This window comes from Rhizobium tumorigenes (assembly GCF_003240565.2).
GTDB classification, from domain to species: domain Bacteria; phylum Pseudomonadota; class Alphaproteobacteria; order Rhizobiales; family Rhizobiaceae; genus Rhizobium; species Rhizobium tumorigenes.
The window spans coordinates 254,511-272,202 of the sequence record NZ_CP117259.1 but is presented as its reverse complement, the minus strand read 5'-3'; the positions used below and the strand labels follow the sequence as shown (position 1 = coordinate 272,202).

At 60.1% G+C, this 17,692-nt stretch carries 14 protein-coding genes; 9 read left to right on the top strand and 5 right to left on the bottom strand.

Going from position 1 to position 17,692, the window contains the following annotated elements; all coding sequences use genetic code 11:
• Positions 1 to 31: 31 nt before the first annotated feature.
• The gene (locus PR017_RS26870; RefSeq protein WP_111221142.1) at positions 32 to 847 is read right to left on the bottom strand and encodes a DeoR/GlpR family DNA-binding transcription regulator; all 816 of its coding nucleotides are present in this window, start codon (positions 845 to 847) and stop codon (positions 32 to 34) included.
• 198 nt (positions 848 to 1,045) lie between these two features.
• Here PR017_RS26870 and PR017_RS26865 point away from each other — a divergent pair, with 198 nt between their 5' ends.
• Positions 1,046 to 3,139: a bifunctional rhamnulose-1-phosphate aldolase/short-chain dehydrogenase gene (locus tag PR017_RS26865; RefSeq protein ID WP_111221141.1), complete on the top strand. Its 2,094-nt coding sequence runs from the start codon at positions 1,046 to 1,048 to the stop codon at positions 3,137 to 3,139.
• Between the two features lie 2 nt (positions 3,140 to 3,141).
• On the opposite strand, the gene PR017_RS26860 is transcribed toward PR017_RS26865, so the two are convergent.
• Positions 3,142 to 3,300 (bottom strand): YqaE/Pmp3 family membrane protein, encoded by a 159-nt coding sequence (locus tag PR017_RS26860; protein ID WP_111221244.1) that lies wholly within the window; start codon positions 3,298 to 3,300, stop codon positions 3,142 to 3,144.
• A gap of 83 nt (positions 3,301 to 3,383) precedes the next feature.
• Between PR017_RS26860 and rhaI the strand changes: the two genes are divergently transcribed.
• From rhaI to PR017_RS26840, 4 genes are all read left to right on the top strand, one after another.
• Positions 3,384 to 4,676 (top strand): L-rhamnose catabolism isomerase, encoded by a 1,293-nt coding sequence (gene rhaI / locus PR017_RS26855; RefSeq protein WP_111221140.1) that lies wholly within the window; start codon positions 3,384 to 3,386, stop codon positions 4,674 to 4,676.
• Between the two features lie 265 nt (positions 4,677 to 4,941).
• Positions 4,942 to 7,044: a putative bifunctional diguanylate cyclase/phosphodiesterase gene (locus tag PR017_RS26850; protein ID WP_111221139.1), complete on the top strand. Its 2,103-nt coding sequence runs from the start codon at positions 4,942 to 4,944 to the stop codon at positions 7,042 to 7,044.
• A 493-nt stretch (positions 7,045 to 7,537) separates the two neighbouring features.
• The gene (locus PR017_RS26845) at positions 7,538 to 11,257 is read left to right on the top strand and encodes a PAS domain-containing protein (RefSeq protein WP_111221138.1); all 3,720 of its coding nucleotides are present in this window, start codon (positions 7,538 to 7,540) and stop codon (positions 11,255 to 11,257) included.
• 28 nt (positions 11,258 to 11,285) lie between these two features.
• Positions 11,286 to 12,026, top strand: a complete 741-nt coding sequence (locus PR017_RS26840) for a dienelactone hydrolase family protein (RefSeq protein ID WP_111221137.1) — start codon at positions 11,286 to 11,288, stop codon at positions 12,024 to 12,026.
• Positions 12,027 to 12,079: 53 nt separating this feature from the next.
• On the opposite strand, the gene PR017_RS26835 is transcribed toward PR017_RS26840, so the two are convergent.
• Complete coding sequence (locus PR017_RS26835; protein ID WP_111221136.1) at positions 12,080 to 13,885, bottom strand: M23 family metallopeptidase; 1,806 nt, start codon at positions 13,883 to 13,885, stop codon at positions 12,080 to 12,082.
• Positions 13,886 to 14,059: 174 nt separating this feature from the next.
• Positions 14,060 to 14,812 (bottom strand): tryptophan 2,3-dioxygenase family protein, encoded by a 753-nt coding sequence (locus tag PR017_RS26830; protein WP_111221135.1) that lies wholly within the window; start codon positions 14,810 to 14,812, stop codon positions 14,060 to 14,062.
• Positions 14,813 to 14,944: 132 nt separating this feature from the next.
• On the opposite strand from PR017_RS26830, the gene PR017_RS26825 reads away from it, so the two are divergent.
• Together PR017_RS26825 and PR017_RS26820 are read left to right on the top strand one after the other, a co-directional pair.
• Positions 14,945 to 15,427, top strand: a complete 483-nt coding sequence (locus tag PR017_RS26825; protein ID WP_111221134.1) for an Lrp/AsnC family transcriptional regulator — start codon at positions 14,945 to 14,947, stop codon at positions 15,425 to 15,427.
• Between the two features lie 172 nt (positions 15,428 to 15,599).
• Positions 15,600 to 16,130: a PAS domain-containing protein gene (locus tag PR017_RS26820; RefSeq protein ID WP_111221133.1), complete on the top strand. Its 531-nt coding sequence runs from the start codon at positions 15,600 to 15,602 to the stop codon at positions 16,128 to 16,130.
• Positions 16,131 to 16,158: 28 nt separating this feature from the next.
• Here PR017_RS26820 and PR017_RS26815 read toward each other — a convergent pair whose 3' ends face one another.
• Positions 16,159 to 16,896 (bottom strand): SDR family NAD(P)-dependent oxidoreductase, encoded by a 738-nt coding sequence (locus PR017_RS26815; protein ID WP_111221243.1) that lies wholly within the window; start codon positions 16,894 to 16,896, stop codon positions 16,159 to 16,161.
• 115 nt (positions 16,897 to 17,011) lie between these two features.
• On the opposite strand from PR017_RS26815, the gene PR017_RS26810 reads away from it, so the two are divergent.
• Positions 17,012 to 17,230, top strand: coding sequence for a type II toxin-antitoxin system VapB family antitoxin (locus PR017_RS26810; protein WP_111221132.1), 219 nt, complete (start codon positions 17,012 to 17,014; stop codon positions 17,228 to 17,230).
• Positions 17,230 to 17,619, top strand: coding sequence for a type II toxin-antitoxin system VapC family toxin (locus PR017_RS26805; protein ID WP_111221131.1), 390 nt, complete (start codon positions 17,230 to 17,232; stop codon positions 17,617 to 17,619). The genes PR017_RS26810 and PR017_RS26805 overlap by 1 nt, the downstream gene beginning before the upstream one ends.
• The last annotated feature ends 73 nt before the right edge of the window (positions 17,620 to 17,692 follow it).

Genomic DNA, 17,692 nt, shown 5'->3' with positions numbered 1-17,692 from the left:
GATTGGTCTGCGTCACGCCACGCCGGTTCGATTATGCGACCGACGAGGAATCCTCCCTGCCCGACTGCGATGCCGCGACGCTCGCAATCACGAGCCCCACGCCTGCGTCTTCGATCATTCTGACGGACTCCTCCGAGATTCCGTCGTCGGTGATAACGGTCGTCACCCGGTCGAGCGGGCACAAGATCAGGCTCGACCGGCGATGGAACTTGCTGGAATCGACCATGACAATCAGTTCATCCGCCTGATGCATCAGCTTTTGTTCGCTCTGGATGATCAGCGCATCGGCCTCCATGATCCCCAGCGGGCCAACGCCCTGGGCACCGATGAACATCCTGCGCGCATAGAAATTGCGCGTCGTGTCATTGTCGAAAGGCGACAGGATCAGGCTCTGCTCGCGGTAGATCGCGCCGCCCGGCACCGTCACCGAATTTTTCGAATGCTTGACCAGATGCTCGGCGATGGCAAACGAATTGGTCATCACCTGCAGCCGATGGGCGGCCATGAAATGCACCATCTGAAACGTCGTCGTACCGCCGTTGATGATGATCGCATCGCCGGGGTCGCAGAGCTCGACAGCCTGGCGAGCGATTGCGCGCTTCTTGTCAATATTGACGGATTCGGACACACGGAACGGACGGCCGGCGAGATTGCCCAGTTGCGGCGGATGCACGGCCTCTGCGCCGCCACGGACGCGGCGGATCTTTCCCTGCACATGCAAGGCAGCAATATCACGGCGGATCGTCGCCTCGGAAGCCTCGGTCAATTCGGCAATATCCTGAACTGTGACGACCGACTTTTCCTGGACTGCGCTGATAATAATGCGATGGCGTTCGCGCTCGTGCATCGTCCCCTCCTGGCGCCGTTTATTTCTTAACGGTGACAATGTGTCAATCAAAAACGATCACAAAATTTCATATTGCGCCGCAACATAACTGAATATGATCGTTTTCGATTGACAAAGAGAGTTTCAGTGAGCGATACCCTCGCAACAATGGGCGGCAAATTGCGATCAGAACGCCCGGATACGACATGGGAGGAAGACATGGCTGATATCAGGCTTCTCGATAATCGTTGGGACGATAATTACGCTGCCGGGCTGGATGAGCCGGGCAAGCTGCTCTACCGCTCCAATCTGCTCGGTGCCGACAAGCGCATCACCAATTACGGTGGCGGCAACACGTCAGCCAAGGTGATGGAAACCGATCCGCTCACCGGTGAGAAGGTCAAAGTGCTCTGGGTCAAGGGTTCCGGAGGCGATGTCGGCACGATCAAGCTCGATGGTTTCGCCACTCTCTACCAGGACAAGCTCGACGCGCTGAAGGGCCTCTACAAGGGTCTCGATGACGAGGACCGCATGGTTGGCTTCCTGCCCCATTGCACTTTCAACCTCAACAGCCGCGCCGCCTCGATCGACACGCCGCTGCATGGTTTCGTGCCTTTTACCCATGTCGACCACATGCATCCGGACGCCATCATCGCCATCGCCGCCTCCAAAAACTCGAAGGAACTGACGCAACAGATCTTTGGCGACGACATCGGCTGGCTGCCTTGGCGCCGTCCGGGCTTCCAGCTCGGCCTCGACCTCAGCGCCTTCGTCAAGGACCATCCGCATTCCAAAGGTGTCGTGCTCGAAAGCCATGGCCTTTTCACCTGGGCTGATGACGCCAAGGCCTGCTATGAGCTGACGCTCGACATCATCAACAAGGCAATCGTCTGGTTTGCAAAAGAGACCGAAGGCAAGGCGATTTTCGGCGGCGCGGTGATGACGAGCCTGCCCGCAATAGACCGCCGCGCTATCGCTGCCAAACTGATGCCCGAAATTCGCGGCCGCATCGGCAAGGCAGAGCGCAAGCTCGGCCATTTCGACGACCAGGATGCCGTGCTCGAATTCGTCAACTCCAGGCATTTAGCACCCTTGGGTGAACTCGGCACCTCCTGCCCCGACCATTTCCTGCGCACCAAGATCAAGCCGCTCATCGTCGATTTCGATCCTTCCATGCCTGACGTCGATGCGGTCATTGCCGGTCTCGACAAGGCACTGGAAGACTACCGCGCCGATTACGCCAGCTACTACGAGAGCTGCAAGCATCCTAACTCGCCAGCCATGCGCGACGCCAATCCGGTGATTTTCCTCATCCCCGGCGTCGGCATGCTGTCTTTTGCCCGAGACAAAGCCACGGCCCGCATCGCCAGCGAGTTTTACGTCAATGCCATCAATGTCATGCGCGGTGCGTCGACAGTCTCCGAATATCAGGGCTTGCCGGCGCAGGAAGCATTCGACATCGAATACTGGCTTCTCGAGGAGGCCAAGCTTCAGCGTATGCCGAAGCCTAAGAGCCTCGCCGGCCGCGTCGCTTTCGTTACCGGCGGCGCCGGCGGCATCGGACGGGCCACCGCCTCGCGGCTGATAGCAGAGGGCGCATGCGTCGTGCTCGCCGACATTGATGAAGCGGCGCTTGAAGCAACAAAGGCTGATTTCGCAAAGCAGTTCGGCGCCGACGCCGTGCGCGGCGTCAGGCTCGACGTCACCAAGGAAGAGGGGGTCATTTCCACCTTCGCCGAGGCCTGTGTCGAATTCGGCGGCATCGACATTCTCGTCTCCAACGCCGGCATCGCCTCGTCTGCACCGATCGAGACGACCGAGCTATCGATGTGGAATCGCAACATCGATATTCTCGCGACCGGTTATTTCCTGGTGTCACGCGAGGCCTTCCGGCTATTCCGCAAGCAAAATCTCGGCGGCAACGTCGTGTTCGTCGCCTCGAAAAACGGACTGGCGTCTTCCCCGGGTGCGGCGGCCTATTGCACGGCCAAGGCGGCAGAAATCCACCTTGCCCGTTGCCTCGCGCTGGAGGGTGCAGACGCCGGCATCCGCGTCAACACCGTCAACCCGGACGCAGTCTTGCGCGGTTCCAAAATCTGGAATGGCGAATGGCGCGAGCAGCGTGCGGCGTCGTCAAAGATCGAGATAGACGATCTCGAGGAACATTACCGCAAGCGCTCGCTGCTAAAGCTCAACGTCTTTCCGGAAGACATTGCCGAAGCGATCTACTTCCTGACGTCGGATGTGTCGGCCAAGTCGACCGGCAACATCATCAATGTCGATGCTGGCAACGCGCAGGCTTTCACCCGCTGAGGCTATTTCCGGAGGATTACCCACAGGGCGTGGATGATGCCCGGAAAGTAACCGCACAATGTCAGCAGGATGTTGAGCCAGAACTGCAGGCCGAGACCGACCTGCAGGAAGACGCCAACCGGTGGCAGGAAGATTGCGAGCAGTACGCGTATGATATCCAAGGTCGCCTCGTTCATGAATTGGTAGTTCGGGCGGTAGAACGCTGGGGGAAGCCCTTTTGTTCGCCGCGCCAAGGGAGGATTTTATGGTTGAGCTCAAGATCGCGCAGGATGTCGTTGCGCAGGAGAACGAAAAGCGTGCCAGTGCGCTGAACGCGGACTATCAGGCGCTCGGCGCCAGCCTCGATCGCCGCGACATCGACATCGAGGCCGTCACGCAGAAAGTCTCCGAATTTTTCGTCGCCGTGCCGTCCTGGGGCGTCGGCACTGGCGGAACGCGCTTTGCCCGCTTCCCCGGCACCGGCGAGCCGCGCGGCATCTTCGACAAGCTCGACGACTGCGCGGTCATCAACCAGTTGACCCGTGCAACGCCCGCCGTGTCGCTGCATATTCCTTGGGACAAGACCGACGTCCGCGATCTCAAGGCCAAGGGCGAAAGCCTGGGGCTCTCCTTCGACGCGATGAATTCGAACACCTTCTCGGACGCACCGGGCCAGGATCACTCCTACAAGTACGGTTCGCTCAGCCATGTCGACGCGGACACGCGGACGCAGGCAATCGAGCACAACATCGAATGTATCGAGATCGGCAACGCGCTCGGCTCTAAGGCGCTGACCGTGTGGATCGGCGACGGTTCGAACTTTCCGGGCCAGAGCAACTTCACCAAGGCGTTCGAGCGCTACCTCTCGTCGATGGCAGAAGTCTACAAGGCCCTACCGGACGACTGGCGTATCTTCTCCGAGCATAAGATGTACGAGCCGGCCTTTTATTCGACCATCGTCCAGGACTGGGGCACAAATTACCTGATCGCCCAGACGCTCGGTCCCAAGGCTTTCTGCCTCGTCGATCTCGGCCATCACGCTCCGAACACCAATATCGAGATGATCGTCGCGCGGCTAATCCAGTTCGAGAAGCTCGGCGGTTTTCACTTCAACGATTCGAAATACGGCGACGATGACCTCGACGCCGGCTCGATTGATCCCTACCGCCTGTTCCTCGTGTTCAACGAACTGGTCGATGCCGAACACCGCGGCGTCAAAGGCTTCCAACCGGCGCACATGATCGACCAGTCGCACAACGTCACTGACCCGATCGAAAGCCTGATCTCTAGCGCCAACGAAATACGCCGCGCCTATGCCCAGGCATTGCTGGTCGATCGCACAGCGCTATCGGGCTATCAGGATGCCAACGACGCACTGATGGCATCCGACACGCTGAAACGCGCCTATCGCGCCGATGTCGAGCCAATCCTGGCCGAGGCACGCCGCCGTGCTGGCGGCGCCATCGACCCCGTTGCGACCTATCGGGCCAGCGGATATCGCGCGACGGTCAGCGCCATCCGACCGGCGTCCACGGGCGGAAGTGGCGGGATCATCTGACAGTGCTGGAGATGCTCTTGCCCGCTTCTATATCCCGGGCGAGGCCACTTCGGGATGTACCGAAAATTGATAAGATGCTCATCTTTTACGCCGCTGCCGCCAATTTAATCAAGGAGTTAGTTGGCAAAATATTCACGTTTCGCGCATACTTTCTGCCGTCAGTCGGTGCAGTGTGGCAACGGGCAGATGTCCATGGGCCTGCCAGCGATCGCGGTGGAGCGGGGCATTGGGGAAAACGAAACAATCGAAAAATCGCGAGATCGGGATGCATGCGGTATCGTCCGATGACGACTTCCGTTCGCTATTTGCGACCCATCCGAGCCCGATGTGGGTCTATGATCCCATTAGCCTGCGGTTCCTGATCGTCAACGAAGCGGCTGTCGAACTTTACGGATACAGCCCGGCAGAATACCTGCGGATGACGGTACTCGACATTCGACCGGCCAGCGAGCGCCAGCGGATGATCGAAGCCGTCGCTGGCGGCACCGACATGGAGCGCGTCAAGCGCTGGCAGCACCTGAAGGCCAATGGCGAGGTCTTCGAGGTCGTAACCTATGGTCGCAGCGTCCGCTTCGAGGGATCGGCGGCGATCCTTGCCGTCGTCCAGGACAGGACCGAGGTCAACGCTGCCCATCAGCAGGCAAGCGACACGCAGTCCCTGCTGAACAGCATCGTCGAAAACCTGCCCGTCGGTGTCTTCGTCAAGGACCTGATGGATGAAGGTCGGTACGTGCTCCACAATCAGGCGAGCAGCGATATTGTCGGCAGGTCCTCGGTCGATATCATCGGCAAGACGGACAAGGAACTGTTTTCGCCGCACCAGTCCATGCGTTTCAGCGAGCAGGACCAGGTGATCCTCGACGCGGACAAGACATTGACGATCGAGGAAGAAGTGGAGGGCTTCGACGGGGAAAGGAGACTAGTGCGGACGTTCAAGCGCGCGCTTCCGACGCCGGACGGTATTCGGCCCCGCTATCTTCTCGGCATCACAGAGGACGTGACCGTCGCAAGGGCAGTCGAGGCCAGGATGGCGCATATCGCCATGCACGATGCTTTGACCGGGCTGCCGAACCGGTCGTTCTTTTCAGATCGTATTCGCGACCTTGCCGACCAGGCGACAGAAGAGAACCCGATTGCGCTGCTTTATTTCGATATCGATCATTTCAAGCATATCAACGACAGCCTCGGCCATCCCGCCGGCGACACGCTTCTGCGCGAGGTTGCGACCCGCCTTCGACGCCTCACACGGAGCGACGACCTGATTGCTCGTCTAGGCGGCGATGAATTTGCGGTTGCGCTGCAGGTCCATGCCGGTGTCGAGCGCGCGCGCGAGTTCGCAGACAGGCTCCTTGCATCGCTCGCACAGCCCATCGATCTCGACGGGATCCAGGAATACATCAGTTGCAGCATCGGCATCGCCGTCGCGCCCCAGGACGGTGGCGACGCTGAAGTCCTGTTGCGCAATGCCGACCTCGCCCTCTATGCCGCCAAGGCGGCCGGACGCTCGACCTACAGGTTTTATGAAATTTCCATGCGGCTCGCCGCAAAGCGCCGCCACGATCTCATGGGAGAACTGCGCCAGGCGATCGACAATCAGCAGTTCGAACTGCACTATCAGCCGATTGTCTCGCTGAAGGACGACAGCCTGGTCGGCTTCGAAGCCCTGCTGCGTTGGCGCCATCCGCACCGCGGCATGGTTGCGCCGCAAGAGTTCATTCCGGTCGCCGAGGAGACCGGGCTGATCACGACCATCGGTGCCTGGGTTCTGCGGCAAGCCTGCGCCACGGCCGCCAACTGGCCGGATCAGTTGCGAATTGCGGTCAATCTGTCCGTGTGCCAGTTCCGCCATCAGGGACTTCTTGCAACGATCACGTCGGCGCTCGACGAGACCAATCTCAGGCCGGATCGCCTTGAGATCGAAATCACCGAATCGGTGTTCATCTCCGACAGCGCCCAGAGCGTTCCCCTGCTGCACGAGATGAAGGCTCTTGGAATCCGCATTGCGATCGACGACTTTGGCACCGGCTACTCGTCGCTCGGCTATCTCCGCGCTTTTCACTTCGATAAGATCAAGCTCGACCGCAGTTTCGTCTCCGGTATAGAAACCGACCCCGGCAGCCTGTCGATCATTCGAGCCGTGGTGGGGATTGGCATCGGCTTCTGCGCGACGACGACGGCTGAAGGCATCGAGACCGCAGAGCAGATGCGAGCGCTCAAGGCAGAAGGATTTGGGGAAGGGCAGGGCTATCTGATCGGGCACCCGATGGCGCGCGAGGCGGCAGAAGCTTTTATCGAGAACCGTCGTGCCCGGCCCAATGACGCGATGCGCAAAGCCGAGCCTGAAAAGCCGAAATGCAAGGTGGCGTGACACTGACGATGGCTTTCGTCGGAGGCTGGTGAAACCGCTTGCTCTCCGGAATCAAAAAGGGCCGCTTGACGCGGCCCTCCATGAGCTTTGGCCTGTGAAAGACCGGGATCGCAATCGCAATCCTCAGGAAGGTAGGATCAGAACGAGGGCTGCCCCGTTTCGTTCCCAACAATTCCCATGTCCATCACGAGTACCGAAATCTCATTAGACATTGGATCACCTTCCTTTCGTTGCGTTAATGATGAGATGAAGATAATCGAAAATTCGGGTTATGCAAGACCAGTTCACCGCTTTGTCCGCTAACCATCCTTCTCGCTACTGGTCGACGCTTCCTGCATCCGATAATAAACGCGTCAACAACCTTGCCAATCGACGGCATATTTATATTTCTCAAAGCTGTCTGTCGCCGGCCTCAGAAAAGGCGGCGCGCCATTGAAACAGAGAGTATATCGATGCAGGGGATGCCCTTAGACGCCGGGAAAGTCGATCAGCCATGACCGAGGGCGCGGAACCAAAGAAATCCGCTCCTCCATTCCTGGCTTCAGGGGGCGAGGCTGCCTCTGTTATCGCCGGTTTCGACTGGTCTAAAACATCTCTAGGACCAATCGACCGATGGCCCCAGGGCCTGAAAGCGACCTGCAGCCTAATACTTGGGTCGCCCGTACCGATCGCGACCCTTTGGGGTGAAGACGGCATCATGATCTACAACGATGCCTATTCGGCGGTGGCTGGAAAACGCCATCCTGCGCTGTTGGGATCTAAGGTGCGGGAGGGCTGGCCGGAAGTCGCTGCTTTCAACGACCATGTCATGAGGACCTGTCTTTCCGGAAAGCAGCTGGCCTACCGCGACCAGGAATTCGTCCTCCACCGGAACGGACAGCCGGAACAGGTCTGGCTGAACCTCGACTACTCGCCGTTGCTGGATAACGACGGCAAGCCTGTCGGCGTTATCGCCATCGTTGTCGAAACCACGGGCAAAGTGCGGGCGGAACAGAGGCTGAGAGGCGAAAGCGATCGTCTGCGCAAAATGTTCGAGCAGGCGCCCGGCTTTGTTGCGACTGTCTCCGGACCAGACCACATTTTTGAAATTGCCAACAAAGCCTACCTCGATCTCATCGGCAACCGCGACATTTTCGGCAAGCCAGTACGCGAGGCCCTGCCGGAAGTTGTCGAACAGGGATTTGTGGATCTTCTCGACCACGTCTTCAGGTCCGGCCAGCCGTTCATCGGTCACTCTGCACTGATCCTTCTGAAGCAGCGCAGCGGGGAGCAGGCGGAGCGTTTTATCGATTTCATCTACCAGCCCACGTTCGACGAGTGGGGCTCTGTCACCGGCATTTTCGTCCAGGGCAATGACGTGACCGACCGCCGCGCTTCCGAGGAGGCGCTTCGGGAAAGCGAATCACGGTTCAGGCTGATCGCTGACAATGCGCCGGTCATGCTCTGGATGGCAAATGCCACAGGACAGAGCGTATATTTCAACGCCCGGAAGCGCGCCTTCTGGAATGTTGCCGAGGCGGCCGTCGCCACGTTTGACTGGGGTGCAACCGTGCATCCCGACGACAGGGATGCGTTGCTTGCCAAGCTCGACCGTGCGATGCGCCTTCAAAGTCGTGTCACCCTCGAGGCACGGTATCTCGATGCCAATGCCAACTATCGCCTTATCCAGACCGAAGCTCAGCCACGCTACGACGTGGCGGGGGCCTTCCTGGGGCTGATCGGAGTCGATACTGACATCACCGACACGCGCTTGCAGGAAGTCTATCGCTCGGCGCTGATTTCGCTCAACGACAGCCTTCGCGACATCGGAGACCCCGCCGATATTGCTTTCAAGGCCGCCAGGATACTCGGGCAGACAATGAATGTCAGCCGCGCCGGCTATGGCACAATCGATCCGCTACGCGAAACCATCACCATCGAACGTGACTGGAATGCTCCCGGCATAGAGACTCTCGCCGGCGTGCTGCACTTTCGCGACTACGGCAGTTACGTCGAGGATCTGAAGCGAGGCGAAACGGTCGTTTTTTCCGATGCGACGAAAGATCCCCGCACGTGCGAAAATGCTGCCGAACTCATTGCCATCAGCGCCCAGTCGGTCGTCAACATGCCTATTTCCGAGCAAGGCGGACTTGTCGCCCTGCTTTATCTCAACCATGCGACAGCGCGAGAATGGAAGCCAGAGGAGCTTGCCTTCATCCGGGAAGTGGCAGAGCGCACCCGCACCGCCGTAGAGCGCCGTCGTGCGGAGCAGGATCTCCAGCAGCTCGCCAGTTCCCTGGAGAGACAGGTGGCAGCCCGTACCGCCGATCTCGACCGTGTTTGGCGAAACTCTCGGGATCTGCTGGTGATCATCGGAAGCGACGGGCTGCTCCACGCTGTCAATCCCGCCTGGCCGGCGGTCCTCGGGCATGCCAAGCTTGAGGTGATCGGCCGATCGTTCTTCGATTTCGTCTGGCCGGACGATCTGCGGCTCACAAAGCGGGCACTGCAAGGCGCCGCATCGGTGGCGGATCTAGAAAGCTTCGAGGCTCGCAATCGCCATAAGGACGGCTCGCCCCGCTGGATTTCATGGCGGATCTCCTCGCAGGACGGCATGATATTCGCCTATGGACGCGATATAACGTCAGAGAGGGAGCAAGCTGCGGCGCTCGATAGGGTCGAGGAACAACTCCGCCAGGCCCAGAAAATGGAGGCCATAGGCCAGCTTACCGGCGGCGTCGCACACGACTTCAACAACCTCCTGCAAGTGGTATCCGGCAATCTGCATCTTCTCAGCAAGGAGGTGGCGGATAACGCCCGGGCGCGGGCGCGCATCGAAAATGCGCTGGCTGGAGTCAACCGTGGCGCAAAGCTCGCAGCCCAGTTGTTGGCATTCGGCCGGCGCCAGGCTCTCGAGCCTAAAGTGATGAATATCGGGCGGTTCGTCGCCGGCATGGGGGACATGCTGGGTAGGACGATCGGCGAGGCTATCGAGATCGAGACCGTCCAGGCGGGCGGCCTGTGGAACACCTTCGTCGATCCTGCGCAGATAGAAAACGCCATACTCAACCTCGCAATCAACGCACGCGATGCCATGGACGGTCGTGGTAAGCTGACGATCGAGGTCGGCAATGCCTTTATCGACGAAGCTTACGCACACAAGCATGTAGAGGTCGATCCGGGCCAGTATGTGATGCTGGCCGTCACGGATACCGGTAGCGGCATCCCTGCGGACATCATCGAAAAGGTCTTCGAGCCCTTCTTCTCCACAAAGCCGCTCGGCAAGGGAACTGGGCTTGGCCTGTCGATGGTCTACGGCTTCGTCAAGCAGTCGGGCGGCCACATCAAAATCTATAGCGAAAACGGGCAAGGCACGACGATCCGCATCTATCTGCCGCGCTCGATGCAGGCCGAGGACCGGCTTACCGAGATGGAATTCGGACCAGCCAGTGGCGGGACGGAAACTATCCTGGTGGCGGAGGATGACGAGGACGTACGGGCGACAGTGGTCGAGATGCTGGGCGATCTCGGCTACCGGGTTTTGAAGGCCGTCGATGCCGCAAGCGCACTGACCATCATCGAAAGCGGCCTGCCGATCGATCTGCTGTTTACCGACGTCGTCATGCCCGGCCCGCTGAAGAGCGCGGAACTGGCTCGCAAGGCCAAGCAACGACAGCCCGACATGGCGGTTCTCTTCACCTCGGGCTACACCGAGAATTCCATCGTCCATGGCGGGCGGCTCGATGCAGGGGTCGAATTGCTGTCGAAGCCCTATAGCCGAGACGCCCTGGCCCGGCGCATCCGTCAATTGCTAGACCAGCGGCAGGTCGACATGGCGGCGGCCGCCGAGGCTGCGGTCACGCCGCTCCCTGTCTCCGCTCCATCGCCCCGACCGCTTAAGTTACTTGTTGTCGAGGATGACGCGCTGATCAGGCTCGATACTGTCGAACAGCTCCAGGAGGCAGGCCACGACGTGGTGGATGCCAGCAGCGCCGAGGAGGCGCTGGTGCTGGTGAAGTCCGAACGCTTCGACATCCTGCTGACCGATCTCGGACTGCCAGGCCTTTCCGGTGGTGAACTGGCGGAGAAGATCCGGGCAATCTACCCCCAGATGGGCATCATTTTCGCGACGGGCAATGCGGAGATGCCTGCCGTCTCCACCGGTCCGAAACCTGTTTTGCTGCAAAAGCCCTACAACAACCGTAGCCTTCTGCGCGCAGTCGGCTCCGCCTGACCGACGCCAACAAAAAGGACTGGAGCCCATGAAGAAGACCATCGATATCACGACCGCCGATGGCGTCGCCAAGGCAGCGATTTTCCGCAGCGACGCACAACACGCAGATGCTTCAGCACCCGGCATTCTGCTCTACATGGATGCACTCGGGCCACGGCCGGCGATGGATGGGATGGCGCAGCGCCTGGCGGACGCTGGCTATATCGTACTGCTCGCCGACCTCTTCTATCGCTACGGCGCCTATGGACCGTTCCAGTCGTCGGCCTTTGCCGATCCTGTGACGCGGGACCAGATCATGGGCATGCTGCACGGCACGACCCAGGCGATGACGAAGAGCGATACAGCCGCCTTTCTCCAGACCCTAGACGACGCAGGTGCCACGGGGCCGGTCGGTGCCGTCGGTTATTGCATGGGCGGAGGCCGGGCACTGACGGCAGCCGGCGCCTATCCGGATCGGATCGCGGCCGCGGCCAGCTTCCACGGCGGTGGTCTTGCTACCGATGCGGACGACAGCCCGCACAAGGCGGCGGCAAAGGGCAAGGCCCGGATTTACGTGGGCACGGCAGGCATCGACGGAAGCTTTCCGCCGGAGCAGTCGGCTCGCCTGGCGGAAACTTTACGGACTGCTGAAGTCGATCATGTCATTGAGAACTATGTCGACGCCGCTCATGGCTGGACGATCCCGGACCATGCCGGAGTCTACAACGAGAAGGCCGCCGAACGTCACTGGAAACGGCTACTCGATTTCTTCGCTGAGACGCTGCACTGAGAGAGCACGCATACCTGAGGCGTCAGGCGCCAACTTAGAGCATCAAGAGCCGTTTAACGGTGGATGTGGCCCGCATGATCCTGGAACAGGCCGAAGGGCCTGTCCATCGGCAGTGAGGAACGGGAAACCTCCGGTGTCGGCACGTCCAGGTAGCTCATGATACTGTCGACATGGTCGACCTGCGAGCGGAGGCTGTCGAGCGAGGCACCGGTCAGATTTGTCCCGGCCGGCAGCTTCGCCGTCAGCGGGTTTTCGTAGCGGCCGTTGACACGGAGTTCGTAGTAGAGATGCGGGCCGGTGGAATATCCGGTCGAGCCGACATAGGCGATCACCTGGCCCTGCTTGACGCGCTGCCCTACCTTCAGGCCCGAGGGCGTCGCCGAGATGTGAGCGTAAGTGGTCTCATAGCCGCCGTCATGGCGGATCCGGATATATTTGCCGTATCCGACCTCGGTGGAAATCAGTTCGACCGTGCCGTCGCCTGCCGCCATGATCGGGCTGCCCATCGGCGCGCGGAAATCGACCCCGTTGTGGAATTTACGCACTCCGAGGATCGGGTGGATGCGCCATGCAAAACCGTCTCCCAGCTGTCCGTTGGGGACAGGCTTGGGATTCAGCACCTTGGCGACCGAATGGCCTTTTTCGTCGTAATATTCAGACGAGTCCGTTCCGTCCTTGTGCAGATAGAAGCGGTGGGCTTCGTCACCGGAGTGAAACTCGATGAACATCAGCTCGCTGTCGCTGTCATCGGCTTTGCGGAACAGGAGGTCGACGCTATCAGGCGTACCAGTGGTGCCGGCCAGCGGAATGCCCTTGGCGGCGGCAAGCTTTACGAGGTGCTCGATTGCCGTGTCCGACAAACCGGCTTTCGTCAGGCGCTCGCGCACGTCCTTCTGGTCGCCACTGCCGAGATCCTTCAGGTCGACGGCAGCGACTTCGGAAGAAGACGGCGCATCCGGCTGGCCTTCGCTGTAAAGCGTTGAGAACAGCCGGTCGTCGGCAAGCGGCTTGAACCCGTTGGAATCGTCGCTGGCCACCACCCGCTCGCTGCCGTTCTCGCTCCGTAACTTGGCGAGCACCAGCTTTGGCGAACCCTCCGTGTGGCCCTTTTCCATCAGCAGTTCGAGACTATCGCCCGGCACCACGGTATCCGTAGCCAGTGCCTGCACCAGTTGCTCACGACGATCCTCCGCGATACCGGCGGTCTTCAGGATATCGGTGAGATCCTGGCGGCTTTTCGGCATGGAGACGAGCCGCTGGAATTCCCGGTGCGGCTGTGTGGCACCCGCCGTCGCCACGGTGACATTGAGAGGAACGCCGCGTATCGGGAAGCGCGAACGGCGCTGGGAGGCAAAATTTGCCGATCTCGGATAGACGCTGTCTGCAAAGGTCGCCACGGCTGGCGTCGCAACCGGTGTGTCGGCCTCGTTTTCCTCGGTGAAGGAAGAGGCGACCGGCGCATCCCGCTGCTCGGTATCGCCGTTGAAGACCAGGGTCAGCCGGTGATAGGTGAAGATACGCGTTTCCCCCGTCGCCAGCTTTTCGGCCACTTGGGCAAAGCGCGAACCGTCGAAGTGACGCTTCCCCTCCAGACGGTTGCCCTTCAATGCAAGTGGCGTCGGCTGGACGATCTGGGCAGGGGGAACGAAAACCGGCAACGCCACGGCACTGCGGGTGATCAGCGGATAGAGCACACCTGCCAGCAGCGCCATCGAACCGGCGCTCGCAAGCCCGAGCGCAATGAGATGACGTGCATGGGCGGAGCGCGGGAAAAACGGCAGGTGGAATGTTTCATGATGCGGCTGCGCCGGTATCGCCGCTTCCGCGGGGAACTGGACGTAAAGCGGACCTTCAGTCATGAAAACGGATTGCCCTCGGATTTAGCTCGCCCCAAATTATGGGAGAACGTGGCCAAAACTAGGCGAGCCCGTACCGATCGTCAATATACACAGCCTGACACAATCCCCGCGCAAGTTTCGAGCCGCTTACACATCCCAGGCGCAAGCTTTAACGTACTGGCGCGTTGAGGGGCCTCATTCAGCAGCGGCCTCCGGCTTGGAAATGCTGTCCCTGACGACGCCATACTGGCTACCCCAGGCGTCCGTCATCGAACAGCGGACATCCCAGAGATCGGGAAAAAAGCGGTGCCGGGCACCGGCCTGCAGAAGATCGACCGGCCTGCCTTTCAGCGATTTCGATCCAAGCCCGATCGAGCGGTGGATGAGGTAGACATGGTTGGCGCGGAACTTCTGGAAAAGTTCGTCGAATTCTATCAGCGCCTCGGCTACCACGTAGCTGTCGCCATGATCGTACTTGCCGTCATAGACATCGTCGACGGTGAGGCCCTTTCCCTCCAGATAGGTCGCCTTGAAGGCTCGCCAGAGATCGGCAGGCATACGCAGCAGCAGTTTGAAGCCCGGAGACTCCTGTCCGCTGCCATTGCCGAGTTGAAGGCGGATTTCCTGGTATTCCTTCGGCGACATCGTTTCCAGCATATCGAGTTGCGTGGTCATCATCCGCATGAGCCGGTGCACCCGACCCATCAGCGTGACGATACGGTGGGGATTGTCCTCCTCGATATAGCCGATCACCTCGACCAGCGTGTAGGCGATGAGCTTCATCCACAGCTCCTCGACCTGGTGGACGATCTGGAACTGCAGTTCGTCGGCATTGGCCATTTCAGACAGGGGCTTCTGGCAGGTAAGCAACTTGTCGCACTGCAGGTAGACGCCGTAGTCTTTCATATCGGGTGTCTCGATACGCGCCCAGTATTCCTGCTTGTCCATTTTGGTCCCCTTATATTGTGCAGCTGTTTTCCTAACAATACGAAATATTCCCTGGAACATTGTTCCTTTCTGTCATCCAGCATGGGCAACTGGTAGAACGATCGCTCGATTGGAGCCCCAGGGCGGAGAACGATGAATTTAAACCCACTGGATCTTAAAATAGTTTCGGCGCTGGAAAGCGACGCCCGCATGTCGTTCGCAGCGCTGGCCGAGCAGGTCGGGCTGAGCAAGACGCCATGCTGGAAGCGCGTCAAGGCTCTGGAGGCCGCCGGTCTCATCCGGGGGTATACCACAACGCTCGATCCGGCCCAGCTCGGCTTCGGCCTCGAGGCGTTTGTCCAGGTGTCTATCGATTTCGAACTGTCGGACGCCTTCGAGGAAGCAGTCCGGAAAAACCCGCTGATCTGGCGCTGCCATGCGACCACAGGCGACGCCGACTACCTGCTGCATATCCTGGCCGTGGACATGGTGGCCCTGGACTGCCAGCTGCGTCAGGAGCTCAGCCGCCTGCCGGGCGTGCGTCGGACGGTCACGTCGATGTCGACGCGGGAAATCAAGACAGAAACCTCCTTTGTCGCCGCTGTCCGGCATGCGAGCGAAATGCAAGCGCGGTGAGGCCACCATCGGCAGGCAGGCACGCCCGCTCGCCGATGGTTTTTTGGCATGGCTCAGGTGCTTACGGCGTGCTCTGGGGAGGAAACGTCGATATTTTTCAGAGCCATGCCCTTTTGTCCCTTGCAGAGGCCTGTCCGCGCGCTCATGTTGAATAACGGGCATGGAGAGGCACATGGCAAAAGACAATATTTTGGTCCGGAATTCGCAGACGTCTCCGATGGACTCGGGGGTTTTTACCTGGGATATAGAAACCGACCAATTTTTCGCCGATAGCGCCTTCGCTTCCGTTTTCGGCCTCGATCCTTCAGAGACGATGGTCGGTTTGCCGATCGAGCGCTATCTCGACCGCGTCCATCCGGAAGATAAGGCCCGTGTCGCAAAATCCGTGCATGAAGCCGTCGTTTCGGGACATCCCTGCCAGCAGAATTACCGCGTCCGCTCTGCCCGGGGGTTCTATACCGAGATCATGGCCTTCGGTCGCTGCTTTCGAAACGCCGACGGCACCCCATCGCAATATGCCGGCATCGTTTTCCCAGTCGTGCCCGTCGTCGAGGAGAGCGCCACGTTGCAGGACCTCTGCTCGCAAGCACACCGTGCTGCGCTAAAAAGCGGTCGCCTGGATATCGCAAGGACACTTCGCGACGTGCTTGACGACCTTGCAGAGGAACCGGCACCAGCACGGCTTCAGCACCACCCTCACTGAGGGTCCCGTCGCCGTTTTATCTGGAATGTCAGGTCAGATTGAGACCGCCGTCCAGCAACATTATCTCCCCCGTCACATAGTCCGACGAGACAAGCATCCAGACAGCCTGCGCGATGTCGTCCGGCGTCGCAGCCCGGCGCATCGGCGAATGGTTTCGCCACAAATCCTGTGCGGCAGTCCAATCCGCTGTCAGCGGCGTATCGACCAGACCGGGCGCGACGGCGTTGACGCGGATATCGGGTGCCAGCGACAGGGCCATCAGCCGTGTCGTGTGGTTGAGAGCCGCCTTTGCAGCAGCGTAGGGGATGGAGGCCCCCTTGGGGCGGATGCCGGCATGGGAGGAAATGTTGACGACAGAGCCCGGTCGTCCGGTGCGGGCGGCTGTTCGCAGCGCCGGTTCAGCCTCGGCCACCAGCCGGAACGGCGCGACGACGTTGACCTCGTAGAGCTCATGCCAGATCGCCGGCGTGGCCGCAGCCATATCGGAATGGGGAATGACGCGGCTGATGCCGGCATTGTTGACAAGCACGTCGAGCCGACCCCATTGGGCAACCGCCCCGGCGACCAGCCTTGCCCTGTCGGCATCGACAGCGAGATCGGCCTGGATATAGGTCGCCATCGGCAGCATGCCTGCAAGCGCCAGCCCGGCGTCAACAGACGACCTGGAATGGAGGACGATTGCATAGCCTTCTGCGGCAAGCCGCCGGGCGATTGCGGCACCGATGCCCGAGGTCGAGCCGGTGACGAGTGCGACGGGAGGTGTCATAGCGATATTTGCCTCGAAGGAAACTGGCGACGTGTTCTCACCATCTGCGCCGCAGATGCCGGCTTGTCCAGCCATCCCCGAGGTCGTAACACCGCGGCACCAAGGAGACAGAGCCATGCCACTCTACATCAAGGACGATGCCATCGACCGCCTGGCGCGTCGCTATCAGGCGCTGACCAAGGCGCCATCGAAGACCGAGGCTGTCCGCAAGGCGCTGCAACTGGCGCTCGATACCGAACTGGCAAAGCCGGTGCTGGAAGATATCGCCGTGGCCTTCTGCCGAAACCTGCGCACGAAGGCCACCGTGCGTAACACTGATGCAGAGCCGCGCTGATGTTTATCGATGGCTCTGTACTGCTGGCAATGATGACCGACGAAGAGGCCGCGCGCGAATTTGCAAGGCGGATGCAGGCGTCGACCGTACGCCTCACGTCGCCAATGGCGGTCGCTCGAACGACACTGGCACTTGTCGTCGAATTGGAAATTCCGGTCGATGAAGCGTCCGAGGCTGTCGCCACCTTCCTGCAACTGATGAATATCCAGTCGGTGGCTGTGCCCCCGCGAGCCGCTTCACTCGCGGTGGAGGCCTACTCCAATTTTGGTAGAAGCGACGGCGGTCTCAGTCTCGACGACTGCCTGACATATGCTTGCGCAAGATATTATCGCCAACCATTGCTTTTTTCTGGCAACGGCTTTGCGGCTACGGACATAGAGGTCGCTTGAGGTGAGCCCGCGCCACGCCGCCAGCTGATGCGGCACGGCCGTTTTGCATGCAGCTGGTGCGAAAACCGACCTT

What these genes read in the sequence shown, in the direction of transcription:
- PR017_RS26835 (WP_111221136.1), bottom strand. Translation starts at nt 13,885, where the DNA reads ATGACTGAAGGTCCGCTTTACGTCCAGTTCCCCGCGGAAGCGGCGATA.
- PR017_RS26825 (WP_111221134.1), top strand. Translation starts at nt 14,945, where the DNA reads ATGAATTTAAACCCACTGGATCTTAAAATAGTTTCGGCGCTGGAAAGC.
- PR017_RS26865 (WP_111221141.1), top strand. Translation starts at nt 1,046, where the DNA reads ATGGCTGATATCAGGCTTCTCGATAATCGTTGGGACGATAATTACGCT.
- PR017_RS26830 (WP_111221135.1), bottom strand. Translation starts at nt 14,812, where the DNA reads ATGGACAAGCAGGAATACTGGGCGCGTATCGAGACACCCGATATGAAA.
- PR017_RS26840 (WP_111221137.1), top strand. Translation starts at nt 11,286, where the DNA reads ATGAAGAAGACCATCGATATCACGACCGCCGATGGCGTCGCCAAGGCA.
- PR017_RS26805 (WP_111221131.1), top strand. Translation starts at nt 17,230, where the DNA reads ATGTTTATCGATGGCTCTGTACTGCTGGCAATGATGACCGACGAAGAG.
- PR017_RS26870 (WP_111221142.1), bottom strand. Translation starts at nt 847, where the DNA reads ATGCACGAGCGCGAACGCCATCGCATTATTATCAGCGCAGTCCAGGAA.
- PR017_RS26810 (WP_111221132.1), top strand. Translation starts at nt 17,012, where the DNA reads ATGCCACTCTACATCAAGGACGATGCCATCGACCGCCTGGCGCGTCGC.
- PR017_RS26820 (WP_111221133.1), top strand. Translation starts at nt 15,600, where the DNA reads ATGGCAAAAGACAATATTTTGGTCCGGAATTCGCAGACGTCTCCGATG.
- PR017_RS26845 (WP_111221138.1), top strand. Translation starts at nt 7,538, where the DNA reads ATGACCGAGGGCGCGGAACCAAAGAAATCCGCTCCTCCATTCCTGGCT.
- rhaI (WP_111221140.1), top strand. Translation starts at nt 3,384, where the DNA reads ATGGTTGAGCTCAAGATCGCGCAGGATGTCGTTGCGCAGGAGAACGAA.
- PR017_RS26815 (WP_111221243.1), bottom strand. Translation starts at nt 16,896, where the DNA reads ATGACACCTCCCGTCGCACTCGTCACCGGCTCGACCTCGGGCATCGGT.
- PR017_RS26850 (WP_111221139.1), top strand. Translation starts at nt 4,942, where the DNA reads ATGCATGCGGTATCGTCCGATGACGACTTCCGTTCGCTATTTGCGACC.